This window comes from Stenotrophomonas maltophilia (assembly GCF_900186865.1).
GTDB lineage: Bacteria > Pseudomonadota > Gammaproteobacteria > Xanthomonadales > Xanthomonadaceae > Stenotrophomonas > Stenotrophomonas maltophilia.
The window spans coordinates 3,094,576-3,114,101 of the sequence record NZ_LT906480.1; the positions used below are offsets into that span (position 1 = coordinate 3,094,576).

21 protein-coding genes are annotated in these 19,526 nt (G+C 66.4%); 8 read left to right on the plus strand and 13 right to left on the minus strand.

Annotated features, from left to right (window positions below; all coding sequences use genetic code 11):
• Nucleotides 1-333 precede the first annotated feature (333 nt).
• The 5 genes from CKW06_RS14735 to ppsR all read right to left on the minus strand — a co-directional run bounded on the left by CKW06_RS14735 (nucleotide 334) and on the right by ppsR (nucleotide 4,625).
• Nucleotides 334-1,698, minus strand: a complete 1,365-nt coding sequence (locus tag CKW06_RS14735; protein WP_038646184.1) for an MATE family efflux transporter — start codon at nucleotides 1,696-1,698, stop codon at nucleotides 334-336.
• A gap of 120 nt (nucleotides 1,699-1,818) precedes the next feature.
• Nucleotides 1,819-2,448 carry a DUF2239 family protein gene (locus CKW06_RS14740; RefSeq protein WP_038646182.1) on the minus strand — a complete coding sequence of 210 codons (630 nt, stop codon included), beginning with the start codon at nucleotides 2,446-2,448 and terminating at the stop codon, nucleotides 1,819-1,821.
• Between the two features lie 162 nt (nucleotides 2,449-2,610).
• Nucleotides 2,611-3,099 (minus strand): NUDIX hydrolase, encoded by a 489-nt coding sequence (locus CKW06_RS14745; protein ID WP_024958438.1) that lies wholly within the window; start codon nucleotides 3,097-3,099, stop codon nucleotides 2,611-2,613.
• Between the two features lie 41 nt (nucleotides 3,100-3,140).
• Complete coding sequence (locus CKW06_RS14750) at nucleotides 3,141-3,650, minus strand: DUF1249 domain-containing protein (RefSeq protein ID WP_024958437.1); 510 nt, start codon at nucleotides 3,648-3,650, stop codon at nucleotides 3,141-3,143.
• A 153-nt stretch (nucleotides 3,651-3,803) separates the two neighbouring features.
• The gene (ppsR, locus tag CKW06_RS14755; RefSeq protein WP_005410097.1) at nucleotides 3,804-4,625 is read right to left on the minus strand and encodes a posphoenolpyruvate synthetase regulatory kinase/phosphorylase PpsR; all 822 of its coding nucleotides are present in this window, start codon (nucleotides 4,623-4,625) and stop codon (nucleotides 3,804-3,806) included.
• Between the two features lie 144 nt (nucleotides 4,626-4,769).
• On the opposite strand from ppsR, the gene ppsA reads away from it, so the two are divergent.
• Both ppsA and CKW06_RS14765 read left to right on the plus strand, forming a co-directional pair.
• Entirely contained in the window at nucleotides 4,770-7,148 is a 2,379-nt protein-coding gene (gene ppsA, locus CKW06_RS14760; protein ID WP_024958436.1) for a phosphoenolpyruvate synthase, read from the plus strand.
• 151 nt (nucleotides 7,149-7,299) lie between these two features.
• Nucleotides 7,300-8,196 (plus strand): mechanosensitive ion channel family protein, encoded by an 897-nt coding sequence (locus CKW06_RS14765; protein WP_024958435.1) that lies wholly within the window; start codon nucleotides 7,300-7,302, stop codon nucleotides 8,194-8,196.
• A 125-nt stretch (nucleotides 8,197-8,321) separates the two neighbouring features.
• Here the strand turns inward: CKW06_RS14765 and CKW06_RS14770 are convergent, their stop codons facing one another.
• The 5 genes from CKW06_RS14770 to CKW06_RS14790 form a co-directional block, all read right to left on the minus strand.
• Entirely contained in the window at nucleotides 8,322-9,377 is a 1,056-nt protein-coding gene (locus CKW06_RS14770; protein ID WP_024958434.1) for an alkene reductase, read from the minus strand.
• Between the two features lie 139 nt (nucleotides 9,378-9,516).
• The gene (locus tag CKW06_RS14775) at nucleotides 9,517-10,392 is read right to left on the minus strand and encodes an EcsC family protein (RefSeq protein WP_024958433.1); all 876 of its coding nucleotides are present in this window, start codon (nucleotides 10,390-10,392) and stop codon (nucleotides 9,517-9,519) included.
• A 170-nt stretch (nucleotides 10,393-10,562) separates the two neighbouring features.
• Entirely contained in the window at nucleotides 10,563-11,135 is a 573-nt protein-coding gene (gene orn, locus CKW06_RS14780; RefSeq protein ID WP_005413827.1) for an oligoribonuclease, read from the minus strand.
• Between the two features lie 75 nt (nucleotides 11,136-11,210).
• Nucleotides 11,211-11,735, minus strand: a complete 525-nt coding sequence (tadA, locus tag CKW06_RS14785; RefSeq protein WP_005410103.1) for a tRNA adenosine(34) deaminase TadA — start codon at nucleotides 11,733-11,735, stop codon at nucleotides 11,211-11,213.
• 75 nt (nucleotides 11,736-11,810) lie between these two features.
• On the minus strand, nucleotides 11,811-12,170 hold the full coding sequence (locus CKW06_RS14790; protein ID WP_005410104.1) for a winged helix-turn-helix transcriptional regulator: 360 nt from the start codon (nucleotides 12,168-12,170) through the stop codon (nucleotides 11,811-11,813).
• 78 nt (nucleotides 12,171-12,248) lie between these two features.
• On the opposite strand from CKW06_RS14790, the gene CKW06_RS14795 reads away from it, so the two are divergent.
• The 3 genes from CKW06_RS14795 to CKW06_RS14805 all read left to right on the plus strand — a co-directional run bounded on the left by CKW06_RS14795 (nucleotide 12,249) and on the right by CKW06_RS14805 (nucleotide 13,785).
• Nucleotides 12,249-13,016 (plus strand): NAD(P)H-dependent oxidoreductase, encoded by a 768-nt coding sequence (locus tag CKW06_RS14795; RefSeq protein ID WP_024958432.1) that lies wholly within the window; start codon nucleotides 12,249-12,251, stop codon nucleotides 13,014-13,016.
• Between the two features lie 68 nt (nucleotides 13,017-13,084).
• On the plus strand, nucleotides 13,085-13,522 hold the full coding sequence (locus CKW06_RS14800; protein WP_005410106.1) for an acetyltransferase: 438 nt from the start codon (nucleotides 13,085-13,087) through the stop codon (nucleotides 13,520-13,522).
• A 56-nt stretch (nucleotides 13,523-13,578) separates the two neighbouring features.
• Entirely contained in the window at nucleotides 13,579-13,785 is a 207-nt protein-coding gene (locus CKW06_RS14805; protein WP_005410107.1) for a hypothetical protein, read from the plus strand.
• Between the two features lie 22 nt (nucleotides 13,786-13,807).
• Here the strand turns inward: CKW06_RS14805 and CKW06_RS14810 are convergent, their stop codons facing one another.
• Nucleotides 13,808-14,314 (minus strand): GNAT family N-acetyltransferase, encoded by a 507-nt coding sequence (locus CKW06_RS14810; protein ID WP_024958431.1) that lies wholly within the window; start codon nucleotides 14,312-14,314, stop codon nucleotides 13,808-13,810.
• Between the two features lie 274 nt (nucleotides 14,315-14,588).
• Here CKW06_RS14810 and CKW06_RS14815 point away from each other — a divergent pair, with 274 nt between their 5' ends.
• Genes CKW06_RS14815 through CKW06_RS14825 form a run of 3 tightly spaced genes read left to right on the plus strand, consistent with a single transcriptional unit; the run spans nucleotide 14,589 to nucleotide 17,264 of the window.
• On the plus strand, nucleotides 14,589-15,245 hold the full coding sequence (locus CKW06_RS14815) for a hypothetical protein (protein WP_024958430.1): 657 nt from the start codon (nucleotides 14,589-14,591) through the stop codon (nucleotides 15,243-15,245).
• A gap of 40 nt (nucleotides 15,246-15,285) precedes the next feature.
• Entirely contained in the window at nucleotides 15,286-15,939 is a 654-nt protein-coding gene (locus CKW06_RS14820) for a hypothetical protein (protein WP_012480629.1), read from the plus strand.
• Nucleotides 15,936-17,264 (plus strand): XVIPCD domain-containing protein, encoded by a 1,329-nt coding sequence (locus CKW06_RS14825; RefSeq protein WP_024958429.1) that lies wholly within the window; start codon nucleotides 15,936-15,938, stop codon nucleotides 17,262-17,264. The genes CKW06_RS14820 and CKW06_RS14825 overlap by 4 nt, the downstream gene beginning before the upstream one ends.
• 49 nt (nucleotides 17,265-17,313) lie before the next feature.
• Here CKW06_RS14825 and CKW06_RS14830 read toward each other — a convergent pair whose 3' ends face one another.
• Together CKW06_RS14830 and CKW06_RS14835 are read right to left on the minus strand one after the other, a co-directional pair.
• Entirely contained in the window at nucleotides 17,314-18,414 is a 1,101-nt protein-coding gene (locus tag CKW06_RS14830; protein WP_024958428.1) for a hypothetical protein, read from the minus strand.
• 97 nt (nucleotides 18,415-18,511) lie between these two features.
• On the minus strand, nucleotides 18,512-19,516 hold the full coding sequence (locus CKW06_RS14835; protein ID WP_005410113.1) for an XVIPCD domain-containing protein: 1,005 nt from the start codon (nucleotides 19,514-19,516) through the stop codon (nucleotides 18,512-18,514).
• Nucleotides 19,517-19,526: the final 10 nt, after the last annotated feature.

Consider the following 19,526-nt stretch of genomic DNA (forward strand, 5'->3'; position numbering starts at 1 on the left):
GTGGTAGAGCCGGCCGCTGGCCGGCTGCTCCGTCCATTGCGGATTGCCGGCCAGCGGCCGGCACCACCCAACCTGCACCTGCCGCCAGCGAACAAAGCAGAACACCTGCATCCGCGGCGGATGCGATCCGACCGAGTGGTAGAGCCGGCCGCTGGCCGGCTGCTCCGTCCATTGCGGATTGCCGGCCAGCGGCCGGCACTACCCAACCTGCACCTGCCGCCAGCGAGCAAAACAGAACACCTGCATCCGCGGCGGATGCGATCCGACCGAGTGGTAGAGCCGGCCGCTGGCCGGCTGCTCCGGCCATTGCGGATTGCCGGCCAGCGGCCGGCACTACCCAGCCTGCACGCGGCGCCGCCAGTGCGCGAAACAGAACACCTGCATCACCAGCATGGCCAGCAACCCCAGCGGCCATGCCCACCACAGCCCGGCCAGACCGTGCCGGGACTGCAGCCACATCGCCAACGGCAGCTCCAGCAGCAACACGGCAGCCATGCCCAGCAATGCCGGCAACAGCACCGTGCCGCTGCCGCGCATCACTCCGACCAGCACCGCACTGCCTCCCATCGCCAGCACGCCCCACACCACCGTGCGCAACTGCTGCGTGGCCAGTTCGCGCGGCTCTGCGGCCGCCAGGATCAAACCAGTCAGCCACGGCGCCAGCGCCATCACCAGCAGCACCACGACTGTCAGCATCGCAAGACCCAGCATCACCCCGGTGCGGGCGATGGCAGGCAGCCGTGCCGTACGCCCCGCTCCCATCGCATGCGCGGCGAGGATGGTGGCAGTGATCCCTAGGGACATTGCCGGCAGCTGCACCCAGCTCATCAACTGATTGACCGCACCGTAGGCGGCCGTGGCCGTGTAGCCATAGCGGTTGATCCAGCCCAGCAGCACGATTTCGGCAATGGCCAGGCTGAGCATCTGCAACGAAGACGGTATGCCGATGCGCAGCATCGAACGGATCAGCGCTCCATCAAAGCGGATGGCTTGCAGCAGCTCATGCCCCGGGGCCAACGGGTGCCCCATCCGCTGCCACCGCCACGTCAGCCAGGCCAGGGCCAGCAGCGAGGCGAGCGCCGCCGAGACTGCCGCACTGGCCGCGCCCAGCCATGGCAGGCCGGCCCATCCCAGAATCAGCAGCGGCGTGCACAGCAGGCCGATCAGGGTGGCCAACAGCAGCGCCTGCAGGGGCGTCTTCGCATCGCCCACCGCGCGACTCACGGCGGTGGCCAGCCACAGCAGGAAGAATGCAGGTGCAGCCAGCAACAGCACGCGCGCGTAGACGATGGATTCGCCGAGGATCGGCGCTGGCGTGCCCAGTGCCGCCAGCAGCTGTGGCGCGAAACCGCCGCCCACCGCCATCACCAGCACTGACAACAGCAGAATCAGTGCCACCGCACTGCCGGCCACCGCGCGAGCCTGTTGCGGCCGGCCCGCGCCCCAGGCTTGGCCGATCAGCACCATCGCACCGGTCGCCAGACCCATTACCAGGGCCAGCAGCAGGAAGAAGACAGGAAAGAACGCTGCGGCGGCGGCCACCGCCTGCGTACCCAGCAGATGGCCGAGGTAAATGTTGTCCAGCGTGCCTGCGGCCAGCTGCAATGCGTTGGTCAGCAGCATCGGCAGCAGCAGGGTCAGATAGGTGCGCCAGAGGGGCGGCGCGACCGGGGGGATGGGATGCGTGGGGGTGTCCATGGGGTTCTCTGGGCAAGGCGCTGCCCTGCCCGGCGTTTCCGCCAGCAAAGCAAGCAAAGGGGAGCGGGCGGCCGTGGCCCGCGATCAGATGGCGCCGCCGCTCAGCAACGGCGCAGTGGCTCAGCCGTCTGCGTGGTCCGAAGAATCATCGAAGGCCAGGCGCAGGGCGTGATTGCGCACATCCTCGGGCCAGCTGCGCAACGCCATTTCCAGGCCCGCCCGGTCGTGCGCGAACAGGACACGGATGGCCTCCTCGAAACCCGGCAGGTCTCCGGCGATGGTCTGCAGGAAGTGATAGGCACGCTCGCTGTGGCGGCGCTGCCGGTCCTTGTCGGCACCAGCACGGCTGGCCGCCTCCACCAGCTTGCGCAGCACTACCGAGGCCCCGCCGGGCTGCTCGGCCAGCCACGCCCAGTGGCGCGGCAGCAGGGTCACTTCGCGTGCGACCACGCCCAGCTTGGGGCGGCCGCGGCCACGCGGAGTTGCCGGCGCCTCTTCGGCAGTAACGTCGGCATCCGCCTCGACGGCGGCGGGAAAGGCTTCGACGACCCGCGCCAGCAGTTCTGCGTCACTGCCGCGCGTATCGAAATCACGGGTGCGGCCGGTAGCGTTGTCGAACACCAGCAAGGGTCCGGCAGCGTTGTCGGCGCGCAGCTGCTTGAGGGCCAGCGCGGCCACTTCCGGGGTACCGGAAGCGACCAGGCGGTGGCCGTCGAAACAACTGAAGGGAGGGAGTCGGGACGCAGGCATGGCAATGGCATCGGAGGTGATGCGCGAATATTGCCCGGGTAATTTTCGTTCGTCAATATTGCCCGGATATTAATCAACCGGAAGAGCGTGCCAACCAAGGTTGGCACCCACCTGGAAGGTTGATCCCCACTCGAAAGATCGCCCCCCTCCCGATTCGCCGGGTTACAGCCGGCTGTAGGACCAGCTGACCATGCGGCCGTCCTGGTACGGCATCACGCCGTGGAACGGGCGCGGGTCGGCGTCGAACACCAGTGGCAGGAAGTTGCGGTCGCCCTCCCACATCGGCAGCGCATCAAGCTTGTCCAGGTCCACCCACTCCAGCGTGCCTTCATGGTTGCCGCCGTGCGGGGTGCCTTCGAAACTGTCGATGACGAACACGAAGCCCAGCCAGTCCTCGCCGTGCTTGCCGAAACCCGGCCAGCTGATGGTGCCGCGCAGGCGCATTTCCGTGCAGTCGATGCCGGCCTCTTCCTGGATCTCGCGGCGCATGCTGGCGGCCACGTCCTCGTCCGCTTCGATCTTGCCGCCCAGCCCGTTGTACTTGCCCAGGTGGTGGTCACCGGGCCGGGTGTTGCGGTGGATCATCAGCACCTGGCGACGATCGGGCGACAGCACGTAGCCCAGGGTGGCGACGATCGGGGTGTACGGCATGGGCAGCATCCAGCGGCAGGTCAGCCGTGGATTATGGCCGATCAGCGCACCAGCGACAGGCGGCGTTCGGCAGCCGCAGTGGCGCCATCAGGATCGCGGCGCAGGGTGGCCACGCCGTGGCCGCGCTCGGCGAGGTATTCCAGCCACTTGCCGAGGAAGGTGTTCATCCGCATGCGGTGGCTGATCAGTTCCGCCGGCGGCGGGTACAGGCCCATGGTGTCCTGCCAGCGGCGGCCGACGTAGCAATGGGTGGTCTCGGCCTGGCGCGCATCACGGTACAGGCGGACGTAGGCCGACGGATCAGGCTCGCCGGTGACCGGGTCGGCCAGGTAGTAGGTCAGCCGCAGCTCCACCGTGTAGCGGTGGCACTCGATCACGTCCAGGCGGACATCCAGGCCGTCGCCGATCGAGGAAATGTAGCTGCCCGCCGCCAGTCCGGCCGGTTCGAACAGGCGCACCAGATGGCGATAGTTCTCCGCGTACAGGCCCATGAGCCAGCTCAACCGGCTCAGGCGGGGAATGCGTTCGGTACGGGGCAAGGCTCGGGCCATGGGTCGATCCTACACGTTGGTGCTTCAACGTGGGGGCGTACATGCGCAAGCCAAGCCCTGAGGTAGTGCCGGCCGCTGGCCGGCAGCGCAGTATCGCGGCCGAGGGTCCATCGATCAGCCGGCCAGCGGCCGGCTCTACCGGCTCTACCGGAATCAATACAACTCGCGCTGCAGCCCCAGCGTGGCCAGCACCTTGCTGGAAATCTCCTCGATCGAGGTATGCGTGGTGCTCAGCGTCGGGATCCGCTCCATCTGGAACATCACCTCGGCCGCGGCCACCTCGCGCTTGCAGGTCTCCAGGTTGGCGTAGCGCGAGTTCGGGCGGCGCTCCTGGCGGATCTGCTGCAGGCGGTCCGGGTCGATGGTCAGGCCGAACAGCTTGCGCCGGTAGTTGCGCAGGCGTGGCGGCAGGCGATCGCTTTCCAGGTCCTCGTCGGTCAGCGGATAGTTGGCCGCACGCACGCCGTAATGCAGGGCCAGGTAGATGCAGGTCGGCGTCTTGCCGGCGCGCGACACCGCCACCAGGATCACGTCGGCATCGTCGTAGTTCACCGCGATACCGTCATCGTGGGTCAGGGCGAAGTTCATCGCGTTGATGCGGCGGTGGTAGGTGTCGAAGTCGACCATGCCGTGGGCCTGGCCGACCCGGGCCAGGCGCGGGCTGGCCAGTTCACGCTCCAGCGGCTCGATGAACGGCGCGAACACATCCAGCATCAGCGCCCCGCTGTCGGCCAGGATCAGGCTCAGGCTCTGGTCCACGCAGGAGTTCACCACGATCGGCCGGACCTGGTACCGCTCCCCGGCCGCCTGGATCCGGGCACAGGCTTCACGCGCTTTTTCGGGGTCGTCGACAAACGACATGCGGTCGGTAATGAAGCTGAACCCGGAGAACTGGGTGAGCAGGCTATGCCCAATGGTTTCAGCGGTGATACCGGTTCCATCGGAAACGTAGAACACCGGGCGGATGGTCGACATGCGCGCTTTTACCCCCTACGAAGCTTAAAAAGGCCGCCAGCACAAGCTTGTGCCGACAGTGGTCTGCCCGGCATCATATCGGCTTCTTCCTACGGACGCGGCCACTCAGCCCGCCTCGGGCGATGGCCAAACGGAGCATCGCGCTTGAACGAGAACATCCTGTGGTTGCACGAACTGCGTCTGGCCGATCTGGCCCGCGTAGGCGGCAAGAATTCGTCCCTGGGCGAGATGATCGGCAACCTGGCCGGTCTGGGCGTTTCGGTGCCGGGCGGTTATGCCACCACCGCTGAAGCCTTCAAGGACTTCATCGCGCACAACGACCTGTCCAAGCGCATCTTCGACAAGCTGGCCACGCTGGACGTCGAGGACGTCAACGCGCTGACCGCCGCCGGCAAGGAAATCCGCAGCTGGGTGATCGATGCGCCGCTGCAGCCGCAGCTGGACCAGGACATCCGCACCGCCTACGCCAAGCTGAGCGCCGAAAACGGCGGCGGCGACGTGGCGGTGGCCGTGCGTTCGTCGGCCACCGCCGAGGACCTGCCGGATGCCTCCTTCGCCGGCCAGCAGGAGACCTTCCTCAACGTCACCGGTGCCGACGATGTCGTGCACAAGGTCAAGGAAGTGTTCGCCTCGCTGTACAACGACCGTGCCATCGCCTACCGCGTCCACCACGGCTTCAAGCATGAGGACGTGTTCCTGTCCGCCGGCGTGCAGCTGATGGTGCGTTCGGGCGTCGGTTCCTCCGGCGTGCTGTTCACCCTGGACACCGAGTCCGGCTTCCGCGACGTGGTGTTCGTCACCTCTTCGTTCGGCCTGGGCGAAATGGTCGTGCAGGGTGCGGTCAATCCGGACGAGTACTACGTCTACAAGCCCACCCTGCAGGCCGGCAAGCCGGCGATCCTGCGCCGCTCGCTCGGCAGCAAGGCGATCCGCATGGTGTATTCGGATGTCCCGGGTGAGCGCGTCAGGATCGAGGACACTCCGGTCGAACTGCGCAACACCTTCTCGATCAGCGACGAGGACGTGCAGGAACTGTCCAAGCAGGCGCTGGTCATCGAAAAGCACTACGGCCGCCCGATGGACATCGAGTGGGCCAAGGACGGTGTCAGCGGCAAGCTGTTCATCGTGCAGGCGCGCCCGGAAACGGTGAAGTCGCGCAGCCACGCCACCCAGATCGAGCGCTTCGCGCTGACCGAAAAGGGCGGCAACGTGCTGGCCGAAGGCCGCGCCGTCGGCGCCAAGATCGGTTCGGGCGTGGCCCGCGTGGTCAAGACGCTGGACGACATGAATCGCGTGCAGCCGGGCGACGTGCTGATCGCCGACATGACCGACCCGGACTGGGAACCGGTGATGAAGCGCGCTTCGGCCATCGTCACCAACCGTGGTGGCCGCACCTGCCACGCCGCGATCATCGCGCGCGAGCTGGGCGTGCCCGCCGTGGTCGGTTCGGGCAACGCCACCAAGGTCATTGAAGATGGCCAGCTGGTCACCGTCAGCTGCGCTGAAGGCGATACCGGCTTCATCTACGAAGGCAAGCTCGGCTTCGAGCGCACCACCACCGATCTGGGCAACATGCCGCCGGCACCGCTGAAGATCATGATGAACGTGGCCAACCCGGAACGCGCCTTCGACTTCGCCCAGCTGCCGAACGCCGGCATCGGCCTGGCCCGCCTGGAAATGATCATCGCCAGCCACATCGGCATCCACCCGAACGCACTGCTGGAATACGACCGCCAGGACGCGGCGACCAAGAAGAAGATCGATGAGAAGATCGCCGGCTACGGTGATCCGGTCAGCTTCTACGTCGACCGCCTGGCCGAAGGCATCGCCACCCTCACCGCCTCGGTTGCACCGAACCCGGTGATCGTGCGCCTGTCGGACTTCAAGTCCAACGAGTACGCCAACCTGATCGGCGGCAGCAACTACGAGCCGCACGAAGAGAACCCGATGATCGGCTTCCGCGGCGCCAGCCGTTACGTCGACCCGAGCTTCTCGGCCGCCTTCGCGCTGGAGTGCAAGGCCGTGCTGCGCGTGCGCAACGAAATGGGCCTGGACAACCTGTGGGTCATGATTCCGTTCGTGCGCACCCTGGAAGAAGGCCGCAAGGTCGTCGAGGTGCTGGAACAGAACGGCCTGAAGCAGGGCGAGAACGGCCTGAAGATCATCATGATGTGCGAAGTGCCGTCCAACGCACTGCTCGCCGATGAGTTCCTGGAGATCTTCGACGGCTTCTCGATCGGCTCCAACGACCTGACCCAGCTGAGCCTGGGCCTGGACCGCGACTCTTCGATCGTTGCGCACCTGTTCGACGAGCGGAACCCGGCAGTGAAGAAGCTGCTGTCGATGGCGATCAAGGCAGCACGTGCCAAGGGCAAGTACGTTGGCATCTGCGGCCAGGGTCCGTCCGATCACCCGGATCTGGCCGAATGGCTGATGCAGGAAGGCATCGAGTCGGTGTCGCTGAACCCGGACACCGTGGTCGATACCTGGCTGCGCCTGGCCAAGCTGAAGGCCAACGGCTGATGCCGTGATGGCCATAGGCTGACGTCGTGTTCATCGGCGTCGGCCGATACTGCTGCTGCACGCAAGCCCCGCCTCTGCGGGGCTTCGTGTTTCTGGCGTGCACGCACGCCCTGCCCCACGCAGACACCGTTTCTCAGCAAAGGACTTCCGCATGATCGCCGCAGCAGCACCCGCCGCCCCCGCCGCAACGCCCTGGTTCCACTCGCTCGACTGGGAACGCCTGCTGGAAACCTACGGCGTGCCGTTGCTGGCCGCGATCGTGGTGCTGCTGGTGGGCCTGTGGGTGGCACGTCGCTTGTCCAATGCAATGCCGCGCGCCACTGCGCGCATGGGTGTGGACCCGATGCTGGGCAGCTTCCTGCGCAACGTGGTGTATGCCGCCTCACTGGTGATCGTGGTGGTGCTGGCCATTGGGACTCTGGGCGTGCAGATCACCCCGCTGCTGGCCGTGCTCGGCACCGCTGGCCTGGCGGTCGGTCTGGCATTGAAGGATTCGCTGTCCAACATCGCCTCGGGCGTGATGCTGGTGACGCTGCGACCGTTCCGCGTGGGCGATGTGGTCACGGTGGCCGGCCAGACCGGCACCGTGCGCGAAGTGCGCATCTTCCAGACCGTGCTAACCGGCGCTGACAACCAGCACACCACCATTCCGAACACGCTGATCACCGCCGCGCCGATCATCAACCTCACCGCGGAGCCGACACGCCGCGTCGAACTGGTGATCGGCATCGGCTACGAGGACAACATCCAGCTGGCACGCGACACCGCGCTGGCGCTGATGAAGGCCGACCCGCGCGTGCTGCAGACCCCCGCACCGGACGTGGTGGTCTACGAGCTGGGCGCACACGCCATCAACCTCGGCATCCGCTGCTACGTGAAGTCGGCCGACTGGTTCGGCACCAAGGTCACGCTGCTGGAGCAGCTGAAGCTGGGCTATGACAAGGCCGGCATCAACATCCCGTACCCGCAGCAGGACATGCACCTGTACCTGCATGGCAAGGATGGCGGCGTGGTTCAGGCCGACGCGCTGGTGCGCGACAAGCCGTGATCCGGCAGTGGAATGCCGGCCAGCGGCCGGCACTACCCCTCGCCGCCTGACTGAAATGCCGGCCAGCGGCCGGCACTACCCCGCGCACCCTGGTAGTGCCGGCCGCTGGCCGGCAGCCTCCAGAATCAGGCAGCGACGCTCTCTTCCAGCGCCGGGTAATCAGTGAAACCCTCCGCACCACCGCCAAAGAACGTGGCGCGATCCGGAAGATTCAGCGCCGCACCCGTACGCAGGCGCTCGGGCAGATCCGGGTTGGCGCGCTCGGCGGTGTACTTGCCGGCGTAGATCAGCGTGCCCGGGTAGACCATGCGCAGCGCCTGCTTGAACGCCACCGGCATCGGCGGTGCATCGTCCCAGTCGGCCTCGGCAATGTGCAGGTAGCCCACCCCCATCTCACCGAGCAGGTGTGCGGCAGCCAGATAGGTCGCCTGCGGCGTATCGTCCACCGCCCCCTGCAGCGTGGTCAGCGGCGCCAGGCGCACGCCCACACGCTCGCCACCGGCAACCTCGACCACCGCCTGCACCACCTCGCGCAGGAAGCGCAGGCGATTCTGCAGTGAGCCGCCGTAGGCATCGGTGCGCTGGTTGGCCTGCGAATCGATGAACTGGTTGATCAGGTAGCCGTTGGCGCCGTGCAGTTCCACACCATCAAATCCCGCGGCCAGCGCATTGCGCGCGGCCTGCGCGTAATCGGCGACGATGCCGGGAATCTCGTCCTCGCGCAGCGCGCGCGGCATCGAGTGCTGGATCATCTCGCCCACACCGGCTTCGGGACCCGCCCCAGTCGGGTCGACGAACACTTTCACGCCTTCGGCGAGCAATGCCGAGGAAGACACCGGCGCCGCGCCATCGGGCTGCAGGGCCACATGCGAGACACGGCCGACGTGCCACAGCTGGGCGTAGATGCGGCCACCGGCGGCGTGCACCGCATCGGTCACCTGCCGCCAGCCCTGCACCTGCTCGGCGCTGTGGATGCCCGGGGTCCAGGCATAGCCCTGGCCCTGCTGGCTGATCTGGGTACCTTCGCTGACGATCAGGCCGGCGCTGGCGCGTTGCGCATAGTAGGCGGCCATTTCCGCGGTGGCGACGTTGCCATCGGCGGCGCGCGAGCGGGTCATCGGCGGCATCACGATGCGGTTGGGCAGCGTCAACGCACCCAGGCGGTGGGGGGTGAACATCATGGCGGCAATCTCTTGCGGGGGGAGTGCCGCAAAGGATGGGGATGCCGGCTGCCAGGCAACAGGCATGCACTGGCAAAACAATTGTTCCCTCGAGGCAAGGATCACCCGCCACGAGGGCTCATCCACGCATGGCGTGGCTCTACTCCAGCCTTGGCTCGATCTTCACCGCGCCATGCGCCACGCGGTCATAGCAGGCGCGCACCACATCTTCCCCGTACTTCAGCTCGAGCCGGCGCACGATGAAGTGCCCGCGCGCCATGTCCTGGTAGTAGTCGGTGAACATGGTATTCAGTGTTGCACCGGCGGCAGCACCGACGATCGGCACCGCCTGTGCGGCGAATTTCTCAGTGACCACCACGCCGAAGCGCGCCGCCACCTTTTCCACCATCTTCGCCAGCAGCTTTCCAGCTTCTTTCGGTGCCACGCCCAGGGTCAGGTCGCGGCCGGTCACCACACGCCCAGCCAGTTCGGCCGAAAGATGCCGCATCACGTCGGTGGTGAAGCCGCGGGCCAGGTAGTAGCCGGTCTCGCTGGCGTCGTCGCGCGGCGAGTTGCCACCGAGCGCGAACACCTCCAGGCACGCCTGCCGGGTGCTGAACTCGGACAGGTCGAAGCCCTCGCTGCGGGCCACGTCGGCCACGGCGCGCATCATGATGGTGGTCGACACCGGCAGTTCGATAAACAAGGCGGCAAAGCCGAAGGCCCCGCCGACCGCCCCCGAGGTGGCTGCCGCCAGCTTGTGCCAGCGGGTGGACGCCCCCTTGCCGGGTGTGTTGTCCATGCTCCACAGCGCCGCCTGCGCCGACTTGGTCAACGCCGCCTGCACCGCACCGTGGATGCGGTTGGAGACCGAGCTGGGCAGCGCCTTCACCGCGAACTCCAGCGGCGTGCCGACCAGATTGGCCATGCGCGCGGTGAGGGTCGGCGCTTCCAGCAGGGCCACCGCCCGCTGCAGGTCGGACCAGTCGCGGGCGTCGTGGGCGATGTCGCGGGGGAGCAGGATGGGCTCGTTCATGGCGCCGATCTTAGCGCCAGGGAGTTGAACGGTTCGTCGCGAGGCACGACAGAGGGGTCGGAGCCCTTGCCGCGGGAAAGGGGTTCGGCCCCGACGCCTTGCCGGCCAGCGGCCGGCACTACCAGTTCGCGTGTCACCCGGTCGCGCCGGGCCTTGCCCGGCGTTGTTGTTCAGGCCGTGGGCAAGCCCGACAGCGCGCCCATGAACTGGCGGTAATGGCGCAGCTCGGCGATCGAGTCGTGCACGTCGCTCAGCGCGGTGTGGTTGCTGTTCTTGCCGACGCCGGCGGCCACGCTCGGCGCCCAGCGCTTGGCCAGCTCCTTCACCGTGGACACGTCCAGGTTGCGGTAATGGAAGTACTTCTCCAGGCGCGGCATCTGGCGGTGCAGGAAGCGGCGATCCTGGCAGATCGAGTTGCCGCACATCGGCGAAAGGCCGGCCGGGATCCACTGCGCCAGGAAGTTCACCGTCTGCGCCTCGGCCTGGCCGAGGGTGGTGGTGCTGTCCACCACGCGCTGCCACAGGCCCGAACGACGATGCTGGTTGCGGTTCCACTCGTCCATCGCCTCCAGCGTTTCCAGCGGATGATGGATGGCGAATTCCGGACCTTCGGCCAGTACGTTCAGCTGGGCGTCGGTGACCACGGTGGCGATCTCGATGATCGAATCGTTGTCGGTGTCCAACCCGGTCATTTCCAGGTCGATCCAGATCAGTCGTTCGTTGGCCGCGCCGGTGTCCGCCATTGTGTCGCCTCGTTGCTGGGCAGGCGCGCGGCCTACCGGTGAAGGAAAGAGGCGCCCATCATACCCGTTCGCCCCTCAGCCCTCGCCGACGTGGTCTTCCAGCAGCAGCGGCGGCTTGCCACGCTTGGCGCGGAAATAATTGGTCAGGCGCGTACTGGCTTCCTTGGCCAGCACCCCGCCGTGGATCTCGACCCGGTGGTTGTGGCGGGCATCGCCGAGCAGGTCGAACACGCTGCCGCACGCACCGGTCTTGGGGTCGCTGGCGCCGTAGACCAGGCGCGAAACGCGCGCATGCACGATCGCCATCGCGCACATCGCGCACGGCTCCAAGGTCACGTACAGCGTGCTGCCAAGCAGGCGATGGTTGGCGAGCAGCTTTCCACCGGCCCGCATGGCCACGATCTCGGCATGCGCGCTGGGGTCGTGCGAGGCGATGTTGAGGTTCCAGCCCTCGCCCAGCAGCTGGCCGTCGGCGCCCACCAGCACCGCCCCGACCGGAATCTCGTCGAACTCACGCTGCGCGCGCTCGGCCAGGGCCAGTGCATGGCGCATCCAGTGTTCATCGGCGTCGTGCACCGGTACACCCAGGACATCGGTCATGGCGGTTCTCGCTTTTCAACTGGGCCAGGATGGCCGCCGGGGGCGCATTGTACGCCCGGGGCCGTGCAGGCGCCGCTAGCGCGCGTCGAAGCGCTCGCGGGCCGCATCGAGCGCCGGGAAGTTGTGCTCGGCCCAGCGATCCAGGGCGGACAGCGTCTCGACCAGGCCGCGCGCGACCTCGGTCAGGCGGTACTCCACATGCAGTGGTTTGCTGCCCCGGTCACACCGCTCGACCAGCCCATTGCGCTCCAGCTGGCGCAGGGTCTGGGTCAGCACCTTCTGCGAGATGCCTTCGATCTTCCGCAGCAACGCGCCGTTGCGAAGCGGGCCCTGCGCCAATGCCGGCAGCAGCAGCATCACCCACTTGCCTGAAATCAGCGCAAGCGCATCGCGTGCCGAACAGTCGGCGGCATAGACATCCCCGGGAAAGGCCATGGTTACCTCAAGGTGCGTAATTGCCGGCGCATGCCGGCACCGCGAGGATGGTCGCACACTCCTCGAACACCTCGCCCCATGCGTGCCCTGATCCTGCTTGCCCACCCCGAGCCCCGCTCCTTCAATGCACATCTGGCCGCTCAGGCCGCCGAGCAACTGCGGCATGACGCGCTGCAGGTGGACGTGGTCGACCTGTATGCGGAGGGCTTCGATCCGCTGGAAGCGGCTGACCACCATCCGCATCGCCTGCATCCCGGCCACTTCGACGCCCAACGCGAACAGCGGCACAGCGCCGAGCAGGGCCAGCTGCCCGTCGATGTGCAACGTCACCTGAAACTGCTGCGGGCCGCAGACCTGCTGATCCTGCAGTTCCCGCTGTGGTGGTTCGCGGCGCCGGCCATCCTGAAGGGCTGGCTGGATCGCGTACTGGTGTACGGGCCGATGTACAACAGCCGCCTGCGTCACGAGCACGGAGCGATGCGCGGCAAGCGTGCGTTGCTGAGCGTCACCACCGGCTCATCGGCACGGGCCTGCGCAGTCGACGGCCGCGAGGGAGATACCCGGTTGCTGCTGTGGCCCTTGATGTACAGCCTGCGCTACGTCGGCTTCGACGTGATGGAACCGCACGTGGTGCACGGCGTGCGTTCCGGGCTGGCACCGGAGCGCATGCAGGCCCACGACGAGGCACTGGCTGCAGCAACCCACCACTACCGCGAACGCCTGGCGCAATGGCCGCAGTGGACCACCGTGCCCTTCAACGACAGCAGCGATTTCGAGGACGGCGTTGTGCTGCGCGCGGAGGCCACTGCCTACAGCCCCTTCATCCGCCATCGCAACGCCGGATGAATCCACATCTGCGCGCTGGATCGGGACGCGCCATACTACGCACTCTTTGCAAGCACCTTGGCGAACCCATGACCACCCTCCGCCCCTCCCGCGCCGACGACGGCGCCGCTCTTGTCGACCTCTGGCGCCGCGCCGTCGACGCCACCCACGACTTCCTCAGTGCAGAAGACCGCCAGGCCATCGATGCCGAAGTCGCCGGTTTCCTGCCGCAGGCGCCGATGACCGTTGCTGTCGATGCGCAGGATCGGCCGCTGGGCTTCATGCTGATCGATGGCACGCACATGGAAGCGCTCTTCATCGATCCGGACGTACGTGGCACCGGCATCGGCCGGCAACTGCTGCAGCACGCACTGGCCCAGCATCCGCAGCTGAGTACTGACGTCAACGAACAGAACGCACAGGCCGTCGGCTTCTACCTGCGCATGGGCTTCGTCGAAACCGGACGTTCACCGCTGGATTCGCAAGGCCGTCCGTATCCGCTGATCCACCTTCGGCACAACGGCTGACATCCGTCGGCAGCAGCCACGTGCTAGCGTGGCTGCTTTCGACCAAGGAATGCCGCATGGATGGTGCAAAAGCCCTGTTGACCCTGTTTGCGCTGGGCATCAGCCTGGTCTGGATCCTGGTGCCGTTCGCCATCTTCGCCGTGCGCAACCTGCTGCGTGAAGTACTGGTCGAGCAGCGCCGTACCAATGAACTGCTTGAACACATCGGCGGTTACCGCATTCCGAAGCCGCAACCCGAACCGACCGTCTGGCGCGCGCCCTGAGCAGAAACGTGCCAGGCCCGGATCAGGCCGTCGCCTCGAAGGCCGGTGAGTACTGCACTTCGCCCTGTGCCAACGGAGGCTGCAGGCAAAGTGCCTGGAAGTACTCCGGCGGCACACCCGGCAGCACCAGGCCCGGCTCGGCACAGAAGCCGAAGCGACCGTAATAGGCGGGCTCGCCCAGCAATACACAGCCATGTGCGCCCTGCTGACGCAGTGCTTCAAGTGCGGCATGCATCAGGGCCGCACCGATGCCCTGCCCCTGCCAGGCGGGCAATACCGAAATCGGCCCCAGGCCAAACCAGCCCGTGCTGCCATCGCTGATCGTCACCGGCGACACCGCCACATGGCCGATCACCTTCCCGTCCATCTCGGCCACCAGCGAAACGCTCAGCTCCCCGCGCGCGCGCAGGGCGTCGACGATGAACTGCTCGGTATGGCTGCTGTGCGCAGCGTTCCGGAATGCGGCCTCGGTGAGCGCATGGAGGGTGGCGTGATCATCAATGGCTTCGGCACGGATGGTGTAGTTCATGGCGTAATGCTCGCTTGCGTGAGAGTCGCGTGAATAGGCGACCGTTTTCACAAATTGGCGGCGAAATGTCGAACGCGAAGCGCAATCGCCTGGTCAACCCCGAATCGCCTGTGCCGCAATCGATTCGGCGACGCTGCCGAACGCTGAATGCGTCAAAATTCCGTCACCGACACCTTGCCGTAGCTGGCGCCAGGTTTCCAGAACACTCCATAATCGATAAACCTGTCACCAGGGAAGGATATATGGACACGGACGCACGATGCAGGATGCGGCCATGGATGTAGCCACGCCGACACGCGATGGACGCCACCTGGTACCGATGGGCCTCTTGATGGCGCTGACGGCCTGCTCGCCTTACGCGGACGCAGAGCGTGACGTTGCCGCAGGTGGACGCGGCCTGGCCAAGCTCAACCCGTCACCGCAGCAGGGCTACGAGCTGGTACGGACCCTGAAGGATGCCCCCGGTCCCTTCGCGGTGGTCGAGGGCGTTGCCCAGTACGACGTCAGCAACCACAGGGACTGCGGCCGGGTCCTGTGGGCGACCGGTACCGCCAGCCGTATCACCAGCCAGGAGTTGGTGGAACTACACAAGGTCGACGAGAACGAATACCGCGGTACGTTCTACCTCGACCGCATGCAGGACGAGGATTACTACGGGCGTGGCGTCTGCCATTGGACGTTGACGGGTGTCGGTGCGATGTTGCGCGCTACGACCGGCGAGGCGGATACGCGATTCCTTACGTTCGTCGACAAGGAGCGCATGGAGAGCGACTCACCTCTTACGCTTTATTACCCAAACCTTATCTATCCGCGCGCCGACACTGTCGCCAACTTTGGCACCAGTGGCGAGGAAGATCCGTCGGGGTACAGCGAAGATCTGCGCGACGCGCTGTTCTCAACCACCACCACTGTGCAGAAGCTCGTGCCATGAGCTGCCAGTTCAACAACCCCTACCCCCAAGGAGGCCGACATTGCGCCACAAGATGATTCCGTGCCTTGCTCTGCTTCTATTGACCGCCTGCAACCCGGAGACCGCCATGAACCAGGAACGTGCCGCTGCTGAAGCCGATGTCGCCCAGGGCGGGCGCGGCCTCGCCAAGCTCAACCCCACCCCGCGCAAGGCCTATGAACTGGTATTGCGCCTGAAGGATGCACCCGGCGACTTCGCACTGGTCAAGGGCGTAGCGCAGTACGACGTCACCAACGAAGACCAGTGCGGCCACATCGAGCCGGCCACCGGTACCGCCGCGCGTATCACCAGCCAGGAACCGGTGGAGCTGCGCAAGGTCGCTGAGGGCGAGTACCGCGGCACGCTATATGTGGACCGCATGCTGGATGAGGACTACTACGGTCGTGGCGTCTGCAAGTGGGAGTTCACCGGTGCCGGGGCAATGCTGAAGGCGACGGGTGCCGAAGAAGAGACCCGCTTCCTCACCTTCGTCGACGCCAAGCCGCTGACCGAAGGTGGCGCCCATACGCTCTACTATCCGGATCTGGTCTATCCGAAGGCAGATCGCGTTCCCAACTTCCCAGCCAGTGGCGAGCCCGATCGCAGCAACTACGCCGCTGATCTGCAGGACAAGCTGTTTACGATCACCCTCTCCGCAAGTGAGGTCGCGCCGTGACCATCACCTCTCATGACTACGCCGCGTTATCCAATGACGCCTACAAGGATCGGGCCGTCGGCCGACGTGAACCCGGCCAAGAAGAAAAAGTCACGTTAAACGGCCATGAGTACAAGATACTTGAGCATGTCAACAATCGTCTCAACGGCTATCAGGGCACCGTCTATCAGCGCGTAGACACCAAAGAGATCGTCATTGCGCATCGTGGCACCGAGCAGATCGCTCGCGATGCGATTCTGACCGACGGCGGCATGGTGGTTGCGCGCACCAACGTACAGGCGCCTGACGCGATTGCTTTGACACAGAGGACGCTCGAAGGCGCTGCGCTTCAATCCCGCTTGAACGGTGTGCCCGCGCCCCAGGTCACCGTCACCGGTCACTCCCTCGGCGGCGCTCTTGCCCAGATCACCTCGCACCACTTCAACGTCAAGGGCGAGACCTTCAATGCCTACGGCGCGGTCAGCCTCAGCTATCGCATTCCGGAAGGCGGCAACACCATGATCAACCACGTCATGGCCTCCGATCCGGTCAGCGCCGTGTCACCGCATTTCGGCCAGGTACGCATCTATGCCAAGCCCGACGAGATCAAGACGCTCGCGGCAAACGGCTTCAGCAATCACGCCCTGCGTGATCTGATTCCGGACCGCCCGATCATCGCGGCCACCAGCTCGTTCGGTGCGCACAAGCTGGGCAACTTCCTCAACGAAGGCTCGGTACTGAAGCACCCGGAAACGCAGAAGCTGGCGAAAGACAACGCCAAGATGATCGAGGAGTATCGCGACGACGTCGAGTCACTGCGTCGCGGCGTCACCCGCGCTGCACGCGGCATCCCGGGCGGCGCCATCGATCTGTACGACCACATCCGTGGCCCGCTGCAACCCGGTGAGCCGGCCCGTCGCGAGGCGGAGAAGAACGGCCATCACACCAGCATGCTGCGCATGGACGATGCCAACCACCTGGGCAACCCGCTGTTCAACGACGCGATCCGCGGCGTGCACGCACATGACGTGCGCGTTGGCCGCGTGCCGGACGTGATGAGTACGCAGCTGGCGGGCAGCCTGGCGGCGGAGATGCACGCTGCAGGCGGCAAGCGCATCGACGAATTGGTGATGAACGCCGATGCCTCGCGCAGCTTCGCCGTGCAGGGCCAGGGCGGTGATCCCGCCCACCTTCGCGTGTCGGTGGATACGGCAGTGGCGATGAACACGCCGCTGGAACAGAGCAGCCAGCGCATCGACCAGCAGGCTGCAGGCCAGCGCCTTGCGCTGGAGCGCGACCAACAGCTGGAACAGCAGCAGCATCAGACCCGCAGCCTGCAGGCCTGATGGACAGCGCGGGAGCCGGTCATTCCGGCTCCCGCCTCAGCACCGTGACTCAGGGGCTGGTGGCCGCGACCGGCACAGATGCACTGGCGGTCACGAACAGATCCGGCCCGGAATCCGGGAAGCCGCCGCAGGCGCGATCGCCCGGCGCGACCGGATCACACGGCCACTGGCTGCGCGGGACCTTGTCGCGCAACTCGAAGCGATCGCCGGTCCAGACCACGAAGGCGAGATGCTCGCGGTTCCAGTCACTGAACGCACGCGTCCCACCCTTCGGCACCGTCTCCGGATACTGCACGAACCAACGCATGGCCGGCCCGAACTGCAGCTTGCTGTGATCCAGCGTGATCCTGCCCCCACGCGCCAGCTGGCGTGCGCGATCCGCCTCGGTCACCTGTGGCATGGCCGGCATCGCTTCGGCGGTAACATCCCTCGGCGGCGCATCGCCACGCACCTGGTACACACGCTGGCCCACATAGGCCTCGCGGCAGCTACCCGCTGGCACACGTACCGGCTCCGCGCTGTAGTCATCGCGGTTGGCGACCTGGTCGCTACAGGTGAACGGCGCGGACACCAGGTAGAACGTGCTGTCGGCGTCGCGCCCTTCCAGCGAGCGCACCCAGACGTCGCCCATCCGCACGATGAAGTCCGGTCGCTGGCCGTACCCAGGCACCGCCTTGAACCAGGCCTTCTGCTGTACCTCTCGCTCGCGCCAGTTGCGCGGCAGGTGGATGTCCTGCTCGGGCAGCGCGACCAGCAGAGCGGCCAGATGCGCCGGCATGGTGCCCTGGCAGGCGCCGGTCAGCAGGTCGCCCTGGGTCGCCAGTCGCCCGGCCAGATCCACCGGGCAGCGCGCACCGAGCGCCCGCTCGGTCGCCCGCTCGGGCGGCAATGGCACGATGGCCAATGCGGGCGGTGCGGGTGCTACCGCCGGAACGGTTCGCTCGACGGTGGCAGGCGGTGCCGTCCCTGCAGGCGCATCAGCGATCGCCTGTGCCGTGGCGTGCGTTTCCGCGACGGGCGGCGCTGTCTCCTGAGCCTGTGCCGAGGCTGCGGCAAGTCCAAGTGACAGCAGCCAGAGCGGCGGCAGGCGGCGCGCGGATGCATTGCAGCGGGCAGCGGCCTGCAGGGCATTCAAGGGAACGATTCGCATGTGGTGTCCTTACGGGTGGGTTTCCATGTCGGCGCCACAGGGCGCCACGCGTCGTACGCAAAACAACGGCGGGCACCCTGCCCGCCGGCACCAAGTGCTACAGGGATCGAGAACGCTGCTCCTGCTCGCGGGCGAGCGCGGCCGTCGGATCCTGCTGCGCAACGCTGGCCGCCAACTGCTGGCTGCTCTGCGCCAGTGGCTGCTGGGAGGCCTGCTCCCGGTCAACAGACGCACGCAGCATGGCCGGATCACCCAGCGCGCCCTGCACTGCAAACAGCGTACGGCCGTCGTTGCCCGCCAGCAGATGATCGATGCGCGACAGGCCGGCCTTCTGCGCCCTCAGCGCCAATGCGCCAGCGGTATTGTCGAGCTCCTGTGCACTGCGCAGTCCACTTTGTGGCCCCATCTGCTGCAGGTGCCGGCGCGCATCCTCGAACAATGCGTTGCCGGGCTCACCGGCATGCGACATGTCGCGTGCAACGGTCTGCGCCGGCGCACCGACTTCGCCGCGATCCAGTCGCGCCATCACGTCCGGCGTCAACTTCTGCTGCCAGACCTCAAATCGTTGCCGGCGCGCCTCGATGCCATTGAGCGCGCCGTTGAGCGCATAAGTTGCTTCGCGCACATCATGGCGCGCCCCCTCCGGCACCCGTGTCTGCCACTGCCATACGGCAATTCGGTCTGCGTGCTCGGGCTGCGCTGCCAGCTCCGGGTGATTCACCAGGTCCAGATCCAGCGCCTTGCCGGCACGCTCATAATTCTCCTTGCCGACCAATGGCAGATAGCCGCGGCCGTGGTACTTCAGCGCGTCACCAGGCGCGTCGTTGCCCATGCGCCCGCCGTACATCAGCTCGGCCAGGTTTCCCGGGCGACCACGCAGCGCTTCCTGGCGGGCGCTCTCCAACGCGGCGTTGCCATTGCGCCACGCAGCCTCCACCGGGATCTGCGAGATTCCCCGGGTGAAGTTGAAGCTCTCGTTGAGCCGGCTCAAGCCGCGCGACTCGTGCCCTGCCTGGGCCATGAAATTGGCCAGTTCAAGCGGGGAGTCGATGCCGGCTTTGGTCGCCTGTCGCAACAGCTGCGACTCTCTATCGGTCGACACAGTGCAACTC